Genomic DNA, 16,471 nt, shown 5'->3' with positions numbered 1-16,471 from the left:
GACAAGGGAACCCAAAGTCAGGTTGTGACACCAGACTTGGACTCCCTCGCGACCGCACTCGATGCGGAGACCGACGACCTGCTGAAGGGTTCGCCGCAGCTTGCTCCGTGGCGGCCGGCGGTGGGTATCGCCCCGAAGCTCACCGACGCCGAGCCAGTAACACTGGCGATGACGCAGGCCATGCTCGGCTTCACCTCCCAGGCCCGGTGGCTCCGCCACGCCCGCTCCCACCTACGGCATCTCTTCCCGTACCTGCCCAAGCAGCCCGGCTACAACAAGCGGCTGCGCAAGGCGGCCGAGCTGCTCCGGCGGGTCACCCGGCTCCTGGCCACCGAGACCACTGTGTGGAGCGACGACGTGTGGGTCATGGACTCCACCCCGGTGGAGTGTGGCCGCTCACGCGAGACCGTCAAACGCTCCGACTGGCCGGATGGGCCGAGTACGGGTACTGCGCCAGCCACAGACGCTTCTTCTGGGGCCTGCGGCTGCACCTGGCGTGCACCCTCCAGGGCCTGGCCGTCGCCTTCGCCCTGACCGGGGCCAAGGCCGACGAGCGCGAGGCCCTGCTGGACCTGCTCGCCGCCGAACCCGGCCTGGCCGCCGACCGGCCCGGCCAGACGCTGATCGGCCCGGCCAGACGCTGATCGGCGACAAGAACTACTTCGGCCGTGACTTCGAACATCAACTGGCTGAGCAGGACATCCGGCTGCTGCGGCCGGCCCGCAGGGACGAGCCGGAACGGCCCGGCGCACCCCTGTTCAAGCCGTTGCGGCAGGTCATCGAGTCGGTCAACGAGACCTTCAAGGGACAGCTCGATCTCGAACAGCACCGAGGACGCACGCCGGGCGGGGTCATCGCCCGCTTCATGCAGCGCATCCTCGCGCTGACCGTAGCGATCTGGCACAACGACTACATGGGACAGCCCGTCCTGCGCTCACTGACCGCCTATGACCACTGACCCCTTAGAATCGATCATCTAGGTGTCGCTGTGCTGTTCCCGGATCAGCCGCGGCCTCCCGCTGCCGCACGGGAGGATGTCGACCTTCGGCTCTGACCCGTCCTTGAACCTCGGCTCTCTGATCCACGAATCCCAGGTGCAAGGACGGGTTGTCAGTGCCCGTGGCCATGATGGCGACATGCCGATCACGATGCAGAACCACGGGCTCACCTGGACCGACCTCGACGGCGTCCCCCGCCCATCCGCCGAGTTCCCGTGATCCTCTTCGGCCCGGTCGGGGTCGGGAAGACACACATCACTCAGGCCCTCGGCCACCTTGCCGTCCCCCAAGACGCCCACATCCGGTTCGCCAAGACCAGCCGGATCCTGGCGGACCTGGTCGGATCACCGAGATCGTCAAGCCGTCCTCGCCCTTCACCTTGCCTCAGCGTGAGATCGGAAAGAGCTCGTTGTCAGAACCACGCGGCACGCTTGATCTATGCGAACACTCTTCAGCGGCGAAGTACACGTGGCCTACGGGCAGATCTATGTCTGCAGCAACGACGACGGTCACGACCTCGGAGCTTCTTTCGCGGGGCAGCGGGCAGGGCTGTGCGGCGGGGCAGTGCCAGGCCATCTCTTTCTGCTGACTGGAATGCACACCGGCTCCGTCCCAATCACCGTCGAGCTGCACGAGACGGAACCGCCCCTGAACGCCGACGCCTGGGAGGACATCGTCGAGGTGTCGTTCCGACCCATATCGGACAAGACCTATCTCGTGGAGTGGGACTACGGCTGGTATCCACTCCCCCTCTCCCAGACCTCGTACCGGGTCCGTTACTACTGCCGAGGTATGGACGAGACGCACAACGCGGTACGCGACGCGGGCGAACCCATGCTGGATGAGTATCTGCTGCGATTCTGGCCGAGCCCGCCGGCGACGGACCGCGTGGTCAAGGAAACCAGCCGAGCCGCCGCCTATTGGCACGAGTTCGCGCGCGAGCAGCCCCCAGGCCCCACCCCCGAGGAGCGGGCCAAGGCAGAGCGCCATGCCCGCGAGGAGGAGGAGCACGCCGAGCTTGAAAAGGAGATGGACGCGTGGGGCGGGTGCCTGCCCAGCGACCGACTGCGGGATGTCCGGGACAAGCTCCGGGGGTTCAAGGGCTATCCCAAGGGCCTCGTCGGCCTCGATGCCGCACTCGTGCATGCGATCGACGCCGCAGGTCCCGAGGAACAGCGCGCGCTCGCCCGCTGGGCAGCGCACCGCGCCTGTGCGACAGCAGGGCTCAGCGAAATCGACTGGGTGGCGCGCGGCCTGGCGGAGCTCGACCGGGGCGAGCCCTACTCGCCGCCCCTGGACGACTCACGACGGTTGCGGGACGCCGTGTTCTCCGATGCACGCGTTCCACAGTCCCACGACGGAACCCCCGGCTTGCCCCAGGTCGCCGCCTTCACCGCGCTCTGGGACGCTGCCGCCCCCGACCCGCTCAAGGCGGCGCTGGACGCCCTCCTCGCGGCGGTGGTCACCCATGACACCGACTACCCCCACCTCTTGGCGGAGGTCCGCCGCACCTTCCCGGCGACGGCCACCGCGCCCCAGATAGAGAGGAACGACCGCCAGTAGCGCCACCGCGTGCTCACCGTCCGTATCGCGCCCCGAGCGCAGCATCCGTGCCCGGCCGGCTAGTGGGGTGACCGCATAGGTTCACCGGGTTGCTGTTCACTTCGTGTCGCGTGGCGCGCTTTACCGTGGAGAGCAGGAAGCAGCCTCGCCGACCTCACCCCAGGCAAGGCGGCTCCGCACCCGTATGCTGCGGTCGTGCCCCCAGATGGGAAAGGTTCTTGCCATGAGACTGCCGATCGGCAGAGTCCTGCTTATCGGGATGCTGCTCTGCGGCGGTCTGTCCGTTTGGGCGGCGACGGCTGGCCTCAAGGCAAAACAGTGCCTGGAGGGACAGCTGCATCCGGACTTCAACGGCGCCACGATCACCGGGCGAGGTTGTGAGGTGACAACGACTTCCGGTGAGACCCTGGTCGTGCCGATCTCCGGCCCGCCGTTCGAAGCCGGGGTGGCTGGGGCACTCGGGTTCGTCGTCCTGGGCATGGCGACCGTAGTCATTCTCGTCCGACGCTCACGTCGACGGTCGGTGGACCAGCGGTAGACGTAGCTCTTGGCGCCCTTGCAGTGCCTTGGCAATCCCGCCGACATCGCCGGGGTTCGCCGGGTTGCGTTCAGGCCGCCGTGGCGAGGGGCCGACCGCCCCAGCGGATGCCCTTCTCGCTGCGGACGCGGGCGCGTTCGCGGCGTTCGGCGGCCAGGACGTCTCGGTGGCGGGCGTTGGCGTCGCGCCAGCGCAGGTAGGCGTGCAGGGCTCGGGTCTGGACGGTGTGGTTGGGGTGGTTGGAGTTGGCGATGGTGAACTGCCGCAGCGGTCCGAAGTGGGCTTCGATTGGGTTGGCCCAGGACGCGTAGGTCGGAGTGAAGCACAGCTCGACGCGGTTCTTCCTCGCCCAGCGGCGGATGTCGGCGCCCTTGTGCGCGGACAGGTTGTCCAGGATCACGTAGATCGGGGAATCGTCGGGCCGGGCGGCGCGGATCGACTTCAGCGCGGCCAGCGTGTTCACAGCTCCCTTCTTGCGGCGGTTCACGCCCCACGACGTGTCGTCGCCGACCGAGTAGCAGCCGTGGAAGTACCGGACTCCATGGGTGTGGTGGTAGGTGGTCGGCAGCCGGTCGGGACGCCCTTGTTCGGCCCAGCCCGAGCCCGCGGTGGGCCGGATCCCGAGCGGACCGAACTCGTCGAACGCGAAGACCCGGTCCGGGAAGCGATCCAGGACTTCCTCGATGCGGTCGAGCTTGGCGTCACGCTTGGGGTCCGGGGACTCCTTCCACGTCTTGGTGCGCTGGAAGGTGACACCACGGCGGGCGAGTATGCGGCGTAAGGCCTCGCGGCCGATGCGGATTACCCTGCCATGGACTTTGCCAGGTAGGCGGCGAGTTTGCGGATCGACCAGCGGGTGAAGGGCTGGTCGAGCTTGGCCGGGCGGGTGGTGGCCGTCGCCACGACGAAGTCCTCATCGTCAGGGCTGAGTTGGCGGGGACGGCCTCCCGCCCATTGAGGGTCCAGGCAGGCCAGGCCGATCTCGTTGAAGCGGTGGATCACATTGCGGACGGTGTTGTCGTCGGCCTGGACCAGCTGAGCGATCACCGGCACGCGGTTCCCGCCGGCCGAGGCCAGCAGCATCATCGCGCGCCGGTAGCGCACCGAACTGGTGCTGCCCCGGCGCACGATCTGCTGCAGCCGCTGGCCCTCCGGGTCGGCCAGTCTGCGCACACGGACAGGCTCAGCCACCGCGCCTCCAGCGATCGGATCGGACGTCACCGCACATCCAACCGCCACGACCACCAACCCGGCGAACCTATGCGGCCACAGCACTAGCTCAGACTGAGGATGGAGAACGCTCATTGCCCCGCTCAGCGACCTCACCTTCACCGGCATCCGCAAGCTGGGCAAACTCTGGCGGTTGCTGGAGTCACTGCGCGGGGATCGCGAATTCGACCCACAGGGGGTAGTGGTCGGAGATGCGCCACGACAAGTCGGTCAGGGTGCGGTCGCCCTGCAGTGGGGGGACGAAGTCGACGTGGCCGCCGGTGACGGTGTCCAGGGCCAGGACGGGGCGACGTTTTTGGTCTTTGGTGAACCAGGCGATCTGGTCGTTGAAGTCCTCCGCTCCCGGGTCGTCGAAAATGGTCCGCGGCAGCCCCTCCAACTGCGGCGCGGGGACCAGGCCGGTGGAGGTGAACGCCTGGAACAGGGGATCGCCGGCGCGGTCGATGTTGAAGTCGCCGAGCGCGATCAGGTTGTGGTCCCAGCCGAATCCCCGCTCCACCCACCCCGCCAGCCACGTGGCGATCGCCCGCAGCTCCGGCACCCGGTCGGCGGGCGCCTCCCCGTACAGGACGTGAAGGGTGACCAGGGTGAACGTCTGGCCCTGGGAGAGGAAGCTGACCGCGTAGGGGGCGCGGACGAACTGCCGGTCCAGATCCGCCGTGCTCACACCCGCTTCCTGCTCCAGCGGGACGACGATCTCGCAGGCCAGGCCGGAGGGTTTGACACGGCGGGTGTCGAACAGGAACGCCAGGCGCTCGTTGTGCCAGCCTTGCCCTCGGTGACGTCGGTGAGGATGAACGCCCAGTCCTCCCCCAGGACTTTCAGCAGATAGCGCAGGGCCCGCAGATTGCCGCGCACCTCCTGAACGGCGACGACGTCAAACCGGCGGATCACCGCGGCGATCATGTGGACGTCGGTGAAGTTCCGTTTAGGTGAGGCGTCCTCGGGGGTGGTCCAGGGGGTTGAGACTGGTGTCGGCGTACACCCGAACGTGCCCAGGGCAGGTACACGGCTACGTACCCAGCCTCGACGGGGAACGCGCAGGCTACGCCCGCGCGTTGACGCTCCCTCCATTCCAGGAGAAATACGGCCCGCGCTGCGCCCGTTCCGTGCTCATGCTCGGCCACGCGGGGCTCTGGCTCCGTTTGGCTCCGTCCACGCACCGGCGGCGTGGTGCAGCTGCTGTGCGACCATGACTGGCCGTGATCAAGACGCAGACGGTTGCCGAGGAGCCAGCGTGAGACAGAACGTCGGATTGGCGGTGCCCCTGGCGGCTCTGACGCTGCTGACCGCGTCCGGGTGTTCCGCGGGAGACACCCATCCCTGCACCCTGATGGACGCGCCCGCCGGGATCCGGGTCAAGGTCTCCCCGGAACTGGCGAACAGGGTGGCCGACGCGACCCTTACGGCCTGCTGGGACGACACATGCCGGAAGCGCACGCTGCAGATGGGGAGCCGGTGGGAACAACCGGCGACCCCAGGGAACCCCGTGATGACCACGGAATCCGCTACCGCCACAGCAAGCCCGGCAGCGAGGACCCCCCAAACCCCCGTCTGGCCTGGCTTCGCGGCCGTACGTGACCTGCCAGGAAAGCCAATACACGTCACGCTGGTATTCAAGAACCAGCGGGGCGCTACTGTGCTTGACCGACAGATCAGTATCACCCCGCAGCCCACCTATCCCAACGGCCGCAACTGCTCACCGGGTGGCCCCCAGGCGCGCCTGACGGTCACGGGAGAGGGCTCGCTGATCCCACGCTGACCGTGCGCTCCACAACGGACTTGCGCTGGCGAGGCACTCGGGCCACCTGCATCTCCAAGATGTGGGACCGCAGCCGCTGCCCCCCGGCTCGCGGCTACAGCGCTCCAGTGTCCAGCCCACTGGGTACGTTTCCGTGTACCCAGCTGGGTACTTTCACGCGAACGCCGACAGTGCATGACGATGTCCGGGCTGATGAACTTCCTCGCCAGTGCGGGATCGCCGGCGGGCAGGAACTCACTGCTGAAGCGCTCCATGATGCGCTTGTTCACCTGAGCGTCCCGCGGTTCCAGGAGACGGATTCCGCCGTGACTCGAGACGACGACCGGAACCGGTGTTGCGGTCCGCCGTGTTGGCCCCGTCCGCGGCTTCCGATCCGAAGGCGGCGAGGCTGAGCGCTCCCAGTGCCGTGACTACGGCGGCCGCTTGGTGTATCGACGCATGATCGTCCTTCTGACTCCGGTGATCACGGCGCCGCGAAGGGGCTGCAGACCGGCGGCACGAGCGCCGCCGTATCCGGGCCATTCACACCGCCGTGGGCGGTGCACCACCAACAGAACCGGTTGTCGCGGAAGCGTGGGAGTCCCTGAGGGCGTCACTCCTCGCAGGCGTTGGCGTTCCCGGTCTTGATCCGGTGCAGCAGTCGCCGCAGCTCCGTCAGCTCCTGCTCGTCCAGGCCGGCGAACAGCTGCTCCTCGGCGGCCCGTACGGCGCGGTCGGCCCGGGTGACCAGGTCGGTGCCGCGGTCGGAGATCTCGACGACGTGGCGGCGCCGGTCGGCGGGATCGCGGCGGCGGGCCACCAGCCCGTTGTCCTCGAGGGCGTTGAGCACCGTGACCAGCACGCTGGGGTCGACCTTCAGTTCCTCCAGCAACGCCTGCTGGCTCAGGCGCTCGCGGTCGGCCAGCAGCCCCAGCACGTGGGCGTGGCTGAACTTGAGCCCCATGTCGGCCAGCGCGTGCCGGAGCTCTGTCTCGGCGATCCGGCCCAAGCGGGCCAGGGCGAAGCTGACGCGGTCGGTGATCACGAGACGATCCTATCAACCGTGACCGATGATGGGAATCATTCGATCGTTCGTAAGGTTCAACGATCTGCTGACATCCACGATCGAGCCCGTACGGACAGGGGGCGGTTCTCATGACCGACTACGGTCACGACCTGCGTTTCGGATCATTCCTCACACCTCAGAATCAGGACCCCCAGCGTGTGGTGGACCTGGCAGTGCACTCCGAGCAGGTGGGCCTGGACCTGGTGACCTTCCAGGACCACCCCTACCAGGCGGCCTTCCTCGACACCTGGACGCTGATCAGCTGGGTCGCCGCCCGCACCGAGCGCGTCCACCTGTCCGGCGCCGTGATCAACCTGCCGCTGCGTCAGCCCGCGGTCCTGGCCCGCTCGGTGGCCGGCCTCGACATGCTGTCGGGCGGTCGGATCGACCTCGGTCTGGGTGCGGGCGGCTTCTGGGACGCCATCGAGGCCATGGGCGGGCGGAAGCTGACACCGGGCGAGAGCGTCCAGGCGCTGAGCGAGGCCATCGACGTCATCCGCGGCATCTGGGCGGTCGACGAGCGCGGCGCCCTGCGCGTCGACGGCACGTACTACAAGGTCAAGGGCGCCAAGCGTGGCCCGGCACCCGCCCATGACGTGCCGATCTGGCTGGGCGCCTACAAGCCCCGTATGCTCCGGTTGATCGGCGAGAAGGCCGACGGCTGGATGCCCAGCCTGAGCTACCTGTCCTCGCCGACCCTGAGCGAGGGCAACGCGATCATCGACGAGGCGGCCGCGCGGCACGACCGCGACCCGCGCGAGATCCGCCGTCTGCTCAACATCCAGGGAGCCTTCGGCACTTCGGGCGACTTCCTCAAGGGGCCGGCCGAGCAGTGGGTGGAACAGCTCCTCCCCTTCGTCCTGGAGGACGGCATCGGCACCTTCATCCTCGCCTCCGACGACCCCGTGACACTCCAGACCTTCGCCGAGGAGGTCGCCCCGGCCCTGCGCGAGCAGGCCGCCGCCGAACGCGAGTCCGCCGGCACGCCCACGGGCGGGGTCCGCCCGGCCGCCGCCCTGGCCAAGCGCCGCGGCGGCATCGACTACGACGGCCTGCCCGAGGACCTCGCCGAGCGGGCCGTGGAGCCGGGAGACCGCGATTACCACAAGGTCCGCTCCACATACGTGTGGTCCGGCCGGCCCGGACTGGTACTGCGCCCCACCACACCGCAGCAGGTCTCCGAGGCGCTTGGCTACGCCCGCGACCAGGACGTGCCGCTGGCGGTCCGCAGCGGCGGACACGGGATCAGCAGCGCCGCCACCAACGACGGCGGCATCGTCCTCGACCTCGGTGCCCTCAACGGCGTCGAGCTCATCGACCGTGAGCGGCGCCTGGTGCGCGTCGGCCCCGGCGCCCGCTGGGGCGAGGTGGCCGCCGCGCTCGCCCCGCACGGTCTCGCGATCAGCTCCGGCGACTACGCCGGCGTGGGCGTCGGCGGACTGGCCACCACCGGCGGGCAGGGCTTCCTCGGCCGCTCCTACGGCCTCACCATCGACCACCTCAAGGGCGCGGACGTCGTCCTGGCCGACGGCTCCCTGGTGCGCGCGGACGCCGAGCAGCACCCCGACCTGTTCTGGGCCCTGCGCGGCGCCGGCGCCAACATGGGCATCGTCACCTCGTTCGACATCGAGGCCACCGAGCTCGGCGACGTCGTCTTCGCCCAGATCCTGCACAACGCCACCGACACCGCGGGCTTCCTCCAGATGTGGGGCAAGGTGATGGAGGACAGCCCTCGCGAGCTGACCGCGTTCCTCATCGTCGTCCATCAGGGCGGGCGGCGTATCGCCCAGACGTACGCGGTCTGGGCCGGCGACGACACCGACCGGGCGGTCAGGTCGCTGGAGCCTTTCCTGCCCGTCGCCCCGGTCCTACAGCAGAGTGCGCAACTCGTGCCGTACGCGGCGGTCATGGCCCCGACGCACGACCAGCACGACGGACAGTCCCTGATGCACAGCCGCAGCGCACTGGTGGACCACATCGACGCCGGCACCGCCGCCCTGGTGACGGGCCTGTTCGACCGCAGGGACACCAGCTACTTCCAGATCCGCGCCGTGGGCGGAGCCATCAACGACGTGCCGGCCGACGCCACCGCCTACGCCCACCGCACGCAGAACTTCTCCCTGTCTGTCCTGGTCCGCCAGGGCCACGAAGAACAGGCGACCCAGGAATGGGAGAAGGTCCCCGCGACCGGCCTCTACCTCAGCTTCACGACCCATGACCAGGCCGCCGAACTGACCAAGGCGTTCCCGCCGGCCACCCTGGAACGGCTGCGGCAGGTGAAGAGCGTCTACGATCCGCAGAACGTCTTCCGCAACAACTTCCCCATCAGCCCGACGACGGCATGACCCCGGGAGGGGAACCTTCCGGCCGCCCGACACAGGCAGGCCCGATCCAGCCGACGTCGCCAAGGCCGCTGAGCTGGGGTTCAGCAAGGGATGGTGGCGGGCGGCCTGCTGGATGATCCGGCTGGCCTTGGCCGTTAGGGACGGGGACGGCGAGGACTTGGTCGCCGTGGAGGTGCTCGACGATCTGCCGCGCAGCCAGGGTGCCCGTCGCCGACATCCTGCGCGAGGCGGGGTTTCTTCGCCCGCGTCGGGGCCGTCGGCCGGTCATCCCGCCCAAGCCGCACCGGAGTTGCCGTCAGGCAGCTGCGCACAGCCTTGCCCTGCGCGGTGCGGCTCTCAGTCCTGCCCGGTAGCCGTGGTGACCACGTCCACGGCGTGCCGGCGGTGTATGGCGAAGAGGATGAGGGCGGTCTCGGTGTCGCGGGCGCGCAGCGCGGGACGAGCTCACGGTGCTCGCGCGGGATGCAGTCGAGATAGCCCTCAGTGGTGAGGCCGATCCGGGTCAGCAGGAACAGGTGGACCTGGCACCGTATGCCGTCCCACGCGTCAGCGAGGCGCTGATGCCCCGCGGCGGCGAACACCGCGTCGTGGAAGGCGATGTCGCAGCGCACCATCTCGTACGCGTCCACGGCCCGCTCCATCATGTCGGCCGTCTTGGCGATGGAGGCGAGGTCCTCGTCCGAGGCGCGGTCGATCACCTGGCGGACGGCGAGGTCCTCCAGCGCGCCACGCAGACTGTCGAGCTCGGCCACGTCCTCGGCGGACAGCGTCGTCCTCGTCGTCCCCCGGTGCCAGGCGCAGTGCACCAGGCCCTAGCGCTCCAGCAGCCGCAGGCTTCGCGCACCGGACCGCGGCTGACGTTCATCTCGCCGGACAGTTCCACCTCGCGCAGCTGCGCACCGGGAGCTTAGGCCCGCTGAAGATGGCCTCGCGAATGCGGTCGGCGACCTCGTCGGCCAGACCCCGACGCCGTGCCGGGGACACCTTGCCCACTCGCCGAGCGGACCGGACGGGGACCCATTCCCTGGGCCGACGTCGCCGCCGTCCTGCTGGCGCTCCTTGACGAGCCGCGCCTCAACGGTCGCACCGTCGAGGTCATCGTCGGCGACACCCTCATCGCGGACGCGGTGGCCACCCACGCCGGCCTCTGAACCACCGCCACCTCAACTCCCCCGCCAATCACCGGCGTTATTGGCCGGCGCCAGAGGTGCCGCGGCGGGTGACCCAGGAGACCGCCCACAGGACAACGCCGACCAGCAGCAAAACACCGGCGATGCGGTACTGGTCAGCGGGGCGTCCCGAGGACCAAGGCAGGACCAGGTAGAGGCAGGTGATCGCCCCCACCACAGGCAGCACGCGGCCGGCCCGGAAGTGTGGCCTGTCGACCTTGTCCTTGCGCAGGACAAGAACCGCCAGATGAACGCCCACGAATACCGTGAGCAGCAGCAGCGACGTCGTCCCGCCTAGTAGCGCCACGACGGGGCTGTCAGGGCTCAGCGAGACGAAGGCAACTAGGCCGAAGGCGACGGCGGTAGTGAACAGGATCGCCGCGTGCGGAGTGCGCCGTACGGATGTGTCTTGGCGAGGAAGGGGGGCAGTACCCCCTGCCTACTCATCCCGTACAGCAGGCGGCTGGCCATCATCATGTTGATCAGCGCGGAGTTGGCCACCGCGAACATGGATATGAACGGCAGCAGGTCAGAGATCGGGAAGTTGGGTGCGGCTGTCTGCACCACTGTGGCCAAGGGGGTCTCGCTGGAGGCGAGGTCACCGACGGGCACACCGCGACGGCGCAGATGGACACCAAGACGTAGATCAGTCCGGTGATGCCGAGGCCGGTGAACATCATGCGCGGAAAGATCCGCGCCGGATCCTTGGTCTCCTCCGCCATGTTGACCGAGTCCTCAAAGCCGACCATGGCGAAGAAGGCCAGTGACGTCGCGGTGCTCACTGCCAGGAACACGCCCTTGTCGGAGGCGGTTTCGAAGGCGACAGTGCGGGAGAAGTCTGCATCGCCGCCCGCGATGAACCAGCCGCTGATCAGGATGACGAGAAGCAGACCGGAGAGTTCCACGACCGTCAGCAGCACGTTGACCTTGAGACTCTCGGCCACGCCTCGCAGATTCACCAGCATGACTAAGCACATGAAGCCGAGGGCGATCAGCAGGACGAGCTCATCGCCCGCGTCGAGCCCAAAACCGGTGACAAGGTTGGCGGCGAAGGCACGCGAGGCCGCGGACGCCGAGGTGATCCCGGAACACATCACAGCAACAGCAGGCCCGGACCCATCACCCGCTTTAACTCTGGTTGGGCGGCGGTCCTCGCCGGCGGCGAACTTGGCGAGGTGGTGCGGGACATGGCGTACTCCTAGTCGTGGTTAGTGGCCGCGGACCAGCGTTGCTTACGGTTCTGCCCTGATCGACCTGCCCCGATGTGAGAGGTGCGGATGGTGACTTGGCGCGTGGATCTGCACGCCTCATGGCTCCTTGGCAGGCGGGAGGGGATGTCGGAGCGGGCAGGGTGAGCGCAGCGGCTTACGAGCGTGGGTTCGCCGTCGTCGACGGCCCCGGCTTCATCGTCCTGCTGATCCCGCGGTGCTGGTCGCCTGGGGCCGCTTCGGCCTGGTCGTCGCAGGTCGCGTCGTCGCGCCATCCCGTGGACTCGCGTGATGAGCTGCGCCAGCTGGAGCGGGAGCAGAACATCCCCTACACGCAGATGCGTCGCTATGTGGGGCTGGCCGACGGAACCGTAGTCCGCGCTGACCGGGGCGTGCCACTGGCTTGACGGGACGGAAGGCCGAAGGACAACTGCCCCCCCACCAGCGTCACGCGGGCCGGGGGGTGTCGCGCAGTGGGTTCCGGTCCGGTCCCCGGCGGCGGGGGATTCCACCGGGAACCGAGCCGGAGCCCACTGTGCACGCACCGGCCGCGTGGGCACCGGAGTTCGGCGAGGAAACCGCGTACGCCGTCCGGCTAGACACGACACCAGTCGGCCAGCCGACCTGGGAACCGCTGGCCGCGTCCCGTAGCACCTTGCCGAAGTAGCGGTCAGCGTCGACGGGCGGCATCTCCCACAACGCCGACCGAACCAGGCCGCAACCTGCTCCAGGTGCATCACGTCCGAGGCGATCGTGCTGTCCGTCAGCCCGGCGGCACGGGAGCACGAGCCCAACCAGCTCCTCGGTCTCGAACGCCACCACCCGAAGGTCCCGTACGACCGGAAGGGGCAACGCGGACCTGCTCTCCTTCACGCATCTCGCACGGACGGTGACGCAGACAATAGGTCTTCAGGAATCCCGAGCTGGTTCCACGGAACGAAACCCGCATAGGTCAGGGAAGAAGGCCCAGGTCCTGGGGTTGCAGAGACCAGGGAGCACTCAAGGAACTTTGGGGTTGTCCATCACTTGTCCGGCTTGGTCAGTGCCTTGCGTTTCCTCCGGCGCCTGGTGCGTGCCTGCTTTCTCGGATTGGAGGTTCGCGCTATCGCGGGGTAGTCGCCTGTTGGCCGCCCAGACGGCCAGCGCGCAGGCCGCGAATCCGGCCCCGAGGAGGCTGGAGCCCGCCCAGCCGTGCGCGGTGAAGATGGCGGTGGTTGCGGCTGCGCCGAGGGCGGAGCCGAGTGAGTAGAAGACCATGTAGCTGCCGATGACGCTGCTGACGCGATCCGGATGCGCGGCGGTGAGCAGGTGCTGGTTGCTCACATGCACGGCCTGGACCGCGAAGTCGAGAACCACGATTCCCACGATGAGGAGCCACAGTGACCACGGCAGCTGCGCGATCGCTGCCCACGAGAGGATGAGCAGGGTGAGTGCGAGACCGGTGACCGGGGCCGCCCGTCCTGCATCCGCCCACCGTCCCGCGCGTGCCGCGCCCAGTGCGCCGGCGAGTCCGGCGATGCCGAACAGTCCGATCTGGCTCTCATTCAGCTGCCACGGCGTGTCCGCCAGCGGCAGGGACAGTCCGCTCCACAGGGTTCCGAACGATGCGAACAAGAAGAACGCGATGAGCCCGCGCGTCAGGAAGATACGCTGCCCGAACAGTCCGCCGAGGGAGACGACGACCTGCCTGTACCCCGCAGGTGAGTTGGGGCGCTCCTCTGACGGTAGTGCCGCGAAAACGAGGGCTGCGAGGCCGAGTGACAGCACTGCGAGCACGGCATAGACGCTCCGCCAGCCCCACACCTCGGCGAGCGTGCCGGTGACGACCCTAGCGCCCAGGATGCCGACTACAACGCCCGAGGTCACGACACCGATGTTCCGTCCGCGTTCGGCAGGCAGCGAGACCGACGCGGCGTAGGCCACCGTGGTCTGCACCACGACCGCGAACGCCCCAGCCGTCACGAGCCCCACGAACGCCACCCATGCGGCTGATGCCGAGGCCGTCAGGATCATGCCCCCTGCGGTGATCGCCAGGTGCACGGCGATGAGTCGGCGCCTGTCGACCACATCGCCAAGCGGCACCAGCAGCAGTAGCCCTGCCAGATAGCCGAACTGGCCGGTTGCGACGATCCACCCCGCGAGTTCTGCCGACACACCGAGATCGCGTCCCATCGGCTCCAGAACCGGCTGCGCGGCATAGAGGCTCGCCACAGCGACACCACACACCACTGCGAGCAGTAACCGCCGCCATACGTTCATTGCACTCCAATCCCAATCGGTAGCAGATTGCAACCACTTTGACCGTACGGCATGATGGTTTCAATCCGCAACTCATTGGGAGGTGTCATGTCACGCACCACCACGCGCGCCCCGAACCCCGTCTGGACCGACCCCGACTGCCCTGTCGCCCGCACGCTCGACCTCGTGGGCGACAGGTGGAGCCTTCTCGTCATCCGCGACGCGATGGACGGGGCACAATCGTTCACCGAGTTCCAGCGACGGACCGGCATCGCCCGCAACATCCTCACCGACCGCCTCCGCAAGCTGACCGCTCACGGGCTCCTCGCCCAGCGGCCCGCACCATCGGGCCGCCGCCAGGAATACGTGCTCACCGACGCCGGCCGTGCCCTCTTCCCCGTCATCGTCACCTTGCGACAGTGGGGAGAACGGCACGCCTTCGCTCCCGGCGAGACTCACTCCACCCTTGTCGACCAGCACGGCACCCCTGTACCGGAAATCGTGCCGACCAGCGCCGACGGCACCCTCCTCAACACCAACACCACCCAGGTGCAGAAGACCCGATAGAAAGCAGACCCTCGGCGCCTTCAGACCTCTCCGACACCCTGCCGCCCACGCGGCCATCAGAGGAGGTGGTGGTAGAGGAGTCGGCTGCGGCGGCGGGCCTGCGCATCGTGGGCCGATCCCCTCGCCCGCTGCCCGGGGCCTGTCCCACCCACTTCTCTTTTCTTCCTGCTGTGGGGCTGTGGACTCGGGGGCGTAGAGGGGATGTCGGCCTCCCGACCACGCCCTGACCTGCGGGTTTTCGGGCAGGTACGCAAGAGGGCACGGACGGATGTCGGCCTGGATGTCGGAGGGGATACGCGCCTGGTCGACGCAGGTGTTATCGCTTCGTGACCGTGGTCGGGTCTTCGTGGTCGGCGGTTTGGTCGGGGTCGGCTGCTGGCCTGTCCGGTACGCGCGGCGCCGGGACGGCGCCGTACCAGGCAGGAAGCGAGCGAACAGCGATGATCGACGTGGATGCAGGCGGCGGCGACCGGCTGGCACTGGCCGTGCTGACGCAGTACCGGATGGCCACCACGGAGCAGATGCACCGGGTGATCGCCCCCCAGGTGCGCATCGAGCAGACGCGGCGCCGGCTGGCCCGACTGCGCGACGAGAGGCTGGTCGACCGCATCACGCTGCCGCAGGCCGGGCGGATGAGGGTGTGGTTCCCCACCGTGTACGGCGTGCAGCTCGCCTCCGAGTGGCCCGAGTTACGTGGGCGCCGGCCGTCGCGGACGGTGTCCGATCCGACCGCCGTGCGGCTAAAGGTCGGTCACACACTGACGGTGACCGAGACCGCGCTCGTCTTCCTCGAGGACGCCCGCCGCTGCGGCGAGCTGTGCCGGCCGCTGGACTGGATCCCCGAGGTCCACGACCCGATCGGGAACGGCGAGGCCGTCATCCCCGACGCGCTCCTGTACTACCGGCAAGGCCCCGCCGACGGCGACAACGGGTCAATGCTGCGGGCGTTCGTAGAGGTCGACCGCGCCACCATGGACCCCGAACGCCTCGCCGCCAAACTGCCCACGTACGAACGCCTTCACCGCTACGTGCCCACCATCGCCGGGCGCCGCCGGCCGACCGTCCAGGAGCCGGCGCTGGAACTGGAGGACTGGAGGACTGGCGGCGGCACTACCCCCTCTTCCCCCGAATCCTGTTCGTCCTGGACGGCACCGGACCCGCCGGTGTCGAGAACCGCATCGCCGCCCTGCGCGCGGCTGGCAGGGCGCTGGAGGCGTCCTTTCCCGCGTGGGCTGCACCTCGGCAACCCTGCCCTTGACGAACTGTCAGCAGCGCTAGGGATCTCAACCGGACCCGAAATCTTGACACGTGCGCTAACCCACCACTCGTACGCAGAGGCTCACGGTGTGCCTGACAACCGAACCTTTGATGGCGTTGGGGGACTCGGTGCTGGGACTGGTAGCCACCGAAGCCATTTACCGGAACCATCCAGACCTGACCAAGGGAGAGCTGCCCCACCTTCGGGCAAGGATGGTCAACACCCGTACTCTGGCGCGGATCGCCCAAGGCGTCGGGCTGAGCCAGCATGTTCGCATCAGTTCAGACGAGGAGGCATCTGGCGGGCGAGACAGCGCGTCGATACTCGCCGACGTTATGGAAGCAGTCGTCGGTGCCGTCTGTGCCGATCAGGGGCTGGATGCCGCTGCCGAACTCGTGCACCGTCTCTTCGATCCGCTCGTCGAACTCGCCGGAGGGAATCCAGACATGGCCTCAGCACAGACGACATCGGCCAACCAGCGCACCGATTCGGCAGCTCAAACAACAGCAGATCACGACACCGACGAAACCTGACAGCCCCTGCTGCAACA

At 68.3% G+C, this 16,471-nt stretch carries 14 protein-coding genes and 4 pseudogenes; 10 read left to right on the top strand and 8 right to left on the bottom strand.

Annotated elements, in window-relative coordinates; genetic code table 11:
* Window positions 1-24: 24 nt before the first annotated feature.
* The 4 genes and pseudogenes from CLM62_RS27635 (at window position 25) to CLM62_RS27620 (ending at window position 3,099) form a co-directional block, all read left to right on the top strand.
* Window positions 25-958 (top strand): annotated as a pseudogene (locus CLM62_RS27635) (IS982 family transposase).
* Between the two features lie 255 nt (window positions 959-1,213).
* Window positions 1,214-1,324, top strand: a pseudogene (locus CLM62_RS27630) (ATP-binding protein); the annotation flags it as partial.
* Between the two features lie 268 nt (window positions 1,325-1,592).
* Window positions 1,593-2,561 carry a hypothetical protein gene (locus CLM62_RS27625; protein ID WP_257004119.1) on the top strand — a complete coding sequence of 323 codons (969 nt, stop codon included), beginning with the start codon at window positions 1,593-1,595 and terminating at the stop codon, window positions 2,559-2,561.
* A 223-nt stretch (window positions 2,562-2,784) separates the two neighbouring features.
* Entirely contained in the window at window positions 2,785-3,099 is a 315-nt protein-coding gene (locus tag CLM62_RS27620) for a hypothetical protein (protein WP_095752622.1), read from the top strand.
* Window positions 3,100-3,169: 70 nt separating this feature from the next.
* Here CLM62_RS27620 and CLM62_RS27615 read toward each other — a convergent pair.
* The 4 genes and pseudogenes from CLM62_RS27615 to CLM62_RS27600 form a co-directional block, all read right to left on the bottom strand.
* Window positions 3,170-4,290 (bottom strand): annotated as a pseudogene (locus tag CLM62_RS27615) (IS630 family transposase).
* A 181-nt stretch (window positions 4,291-4,471) separates the two neighbouring features.
* Window positions 4,472-4,996, bottom strand: coding sequence for a hypothetical protein (locus CLM62_RS27610; RefSeq protein WP_095752621.1), 525 nt, complete (start codon window positions 4,994-4,996; stop codon window positions 4,472-4,474).
* The gene (locus CLM62_RS27605) at window positions 4,993-5,235 is read right to left on the bottom strand and encodes a hypothetical protein (protein ID WP_095752620.1); all 243 of its coding nucleotides are present in this window, start codon (window positions 5,233-5,235) and stop codon (window positions 4,993-4,995) included. The genes CLM62_RS27610 and CLM62_RS27605 overlap by 4 nt, the downstream gene beginning before the upstream one ends.
* Before the next feature lie 1,448 nt (window positions 5,236-6,683).
* Entirely contained in the window at window positions 6,684-7,115 is a 432-nt protein-coding gene (locus tag CLM62_RS27600; RefSeq protein WP_095752619.1) for a MarR family winged helix-turn-helix transcriptional regulator, read from the bottom strand.
* Window positions 7,116-7,225: 110 nt separating this feature from the next.
* Here CLM62_RS27600 and CLM62_RS27595 point away from each other — a divergent pair, with 110 nt between their 5' ends.
* Window positions 7,226-9,481 carry an LLM class flavin-dependent oxidoreductase gene (locus tag CLM62_RS27595; RefSeq protein ID WP_095752618.1) on the top strand — a complete coding sequence of 752 codons (2,256 nt, stop codon included), beginning with the start codon at window positions 7,226-7,228 and terminating at the stop codon, window positions 9,479-9,481.
* Window positions 9,482-9,615: 134 nt separating this feature from the next.
* Here CLM62_RS27595 and CLM62_RS27590 read toward each other — a convergent pair whose 3' ends face one another.
* The gene (locus CLM62_RS27590; RefSeq protein ID WP_257004118.1) at window positions 9,616-10,287 is read right to left on the bottom strand and encodes an FCD domain-containing protein; all 672 of its coding nucleotides are present in this window, start codon (window positions 10,285-10,287) and stop codon (window positions 9,616-9,618) included.
* 165 nt (window positions 10,288-10,452) lie between these two features.
* Between CLM62_RS27590 and CLM62_RS49435 the strand changes: the two genes are divergently transcribed.
* The gene (locus CLM62_RS49435) at window positions 10,453-10,632 is read left to right on the top strand and encodes a hypothetical protein (RefSeq protein WP_143659159.1); all 180 of its coding nucleotides are present in this window, start codon (window positions 10,453-10,455) and stop codon (window positions 10,630-10,632) included.
* 37 nt (window positions 10,633-10,669) lie between these two features.
* On the opposite strand, the gene CLM62_RS51925 is transcribed toward CLM62_RS49435, so the two are convergent.
* Both CLM62_RS51925 and CLM62_RS51920 read right to left on the bottom strand, forming a co-directional pair.
* Complete coding sequence (locus CLM62_RS51925) at window positions 10,670-10,957, bottom strand: hypothetical protein (RefSeq protein ID WP_257004117.1); 288 nt, start codon at window positions 10,955-10,957, stop codon at window positions 10,670-10,672.
* A gap of 175 nt (window positions 10,958-11,132) precedes the next feature.
* Entirely contained in the window at window positions 11,133-11,744 is a 612-nt protein-coding gene (locus CLM62_RS51920) for an APC family permease (protein WP_257004116.1), read from the bottom strand.
* 257 nt (window positions 11,745-12,001) lie between these two features.
* Here CLM62_RS51920 and CLM62_RS27580 point away from each other — a divergent pair, with 257 nt between their 5' ends.
* Window positions 12,002-12,265, top strand: a complete 264-nt coding sequence (locus CLM62_RS27580) for a hypothetical protein (RefSeq protein WP_095752617.1) — start codon at window positions 12,002-12,004, stop codon at window positions 12,263-12,265.
* A 592-nt stretch (window positions 12,266-12,857) separates the two neighbouring features.
* On the opposite strand, the gene CLM62_RS27575 is transcribed toward CLM62_RS27580, so the two are convergent.
* The gene (locus CLM62_RS27575; RefSeq protein ID WP_095752616.1) at window positions 12,858-14,117 is read right to left on the bottom strand and encodes an MFS transporter; all 1,260 of its coding nucleotides are present in this window, start codon (window positions 14,115-14,117) and stop codon (window positions 12,858-12,860) included.
* Between the two features lie 87 nt (window positions 14,118-14,204).
* On the opposite strand from CLM62_RS27575, the gene CLM62_RS27570 reads away from it, so the two are divergent.
* The 3 genes and pseudogenes from CLM62_RS27570 (at window position 14,205) to CLM62_RS27560 (ending at window position 16,454) form a co-directional block, all read left to right on the top strand.
* The gene (locus tag CLM62_RS27570) at window positions 14,205-14,663 is read left to right on the top strand and encodes a helix-turn-helix domain-containing protein (protein ID WP_095752615.1); all 459 of its coding nucleotides are present in this window, start codon (window positions 14,205-14,207) and stop codon (window positions 14,661-14,663) included.
* A gap of 440 nt (window positions 14,664-15,103) precedes the next feature.
* Window positions 15,104-15,628, top strand: a pseudogene (locus CLM62_RS51915) (replication-relaxation family protein); the annotation flags it as partial.
* 403 nt (window positions 15,629-16,031) lie between these two features.
* Window positions 16,032-16,454, top strand: a complete 423-nt coding sequence (locus tag CLM62_RS27560) for a ribonuclease III domain-containing protein (protein WP_107483827.1) — start codon at window positions 16,032-16,034, stop codon at window positions 16,452-16,454.
* Window positions 16,455-16,471: the final 17 nt, after the last annotated feature.

This window comes from Streptomyces sp. SA15 (genome assembly GCF_002291145.1).
GTDB lineage: Bacteria > Actinomycetota > Actinomycetes > Streptomycetales > Streptomycetaceae > Streptomyces.
This window is presented reverse-complemented; position numbering and strand designations above follow the sequence as displayed.

Coding starts and splice junctions, on each gene's coding strand:
- CLM62_RS27560 (WP_107483827.1), top strand. CDS start 16,032: ATGGCGTTGGGGGACTCGGTGCTGGGACTGGTAGCCACCGAAGCCATT.
- CLM62_RS27595 (WP_095752618.1), top strand. CDS start 7,226: ATGACCGACTACGGTCACGACCTGCGTTTCGGATCATTCCTCACACCT.
- CLM62_RS27605 (WP_095752620.1), bottom strand. CDS start 5,235: ATGATCGCCGCGGTGATCCGCCGGTTTGACGTCGTCGCCGTTCAGGAG.
- CLM62_RS51920 (WP_257004116.1), bottom strand. CDS start 11,744: ATGTGTTCCGGGATCACCTCGGCGTCCGCGGCCTCGCGTGCCTTCGCC.
- CLM62_RS27625 (WP_257004119.1), top strand. CDS start 1,593: ATGCACACCGGCTCCGTCCCAATCACCGTCGAGCTGCACGAGACGGAA.
- CLM62_RS27575 (WP_095752616.1), bottom strand. CDS start 14,117: ATGAACGTATGGCGGCGGTTACTGCTCGCAGTGGTGTGTGGTGTCGCT.
- CLM62_RS27570 (WP_095752615.1), top strand. CDS start 14,205: ATGTCACGCACCACCACGCGCGCCCCGAACCCCGTCTGGACCGACCCC.
- CLM62_RS27620 (WP_095752622.1), top strand. CDS start 2,785: ATGAGACTGCCGATCGGCAGAGTCCTGCTTATCGGGATGCTGCTCTGC.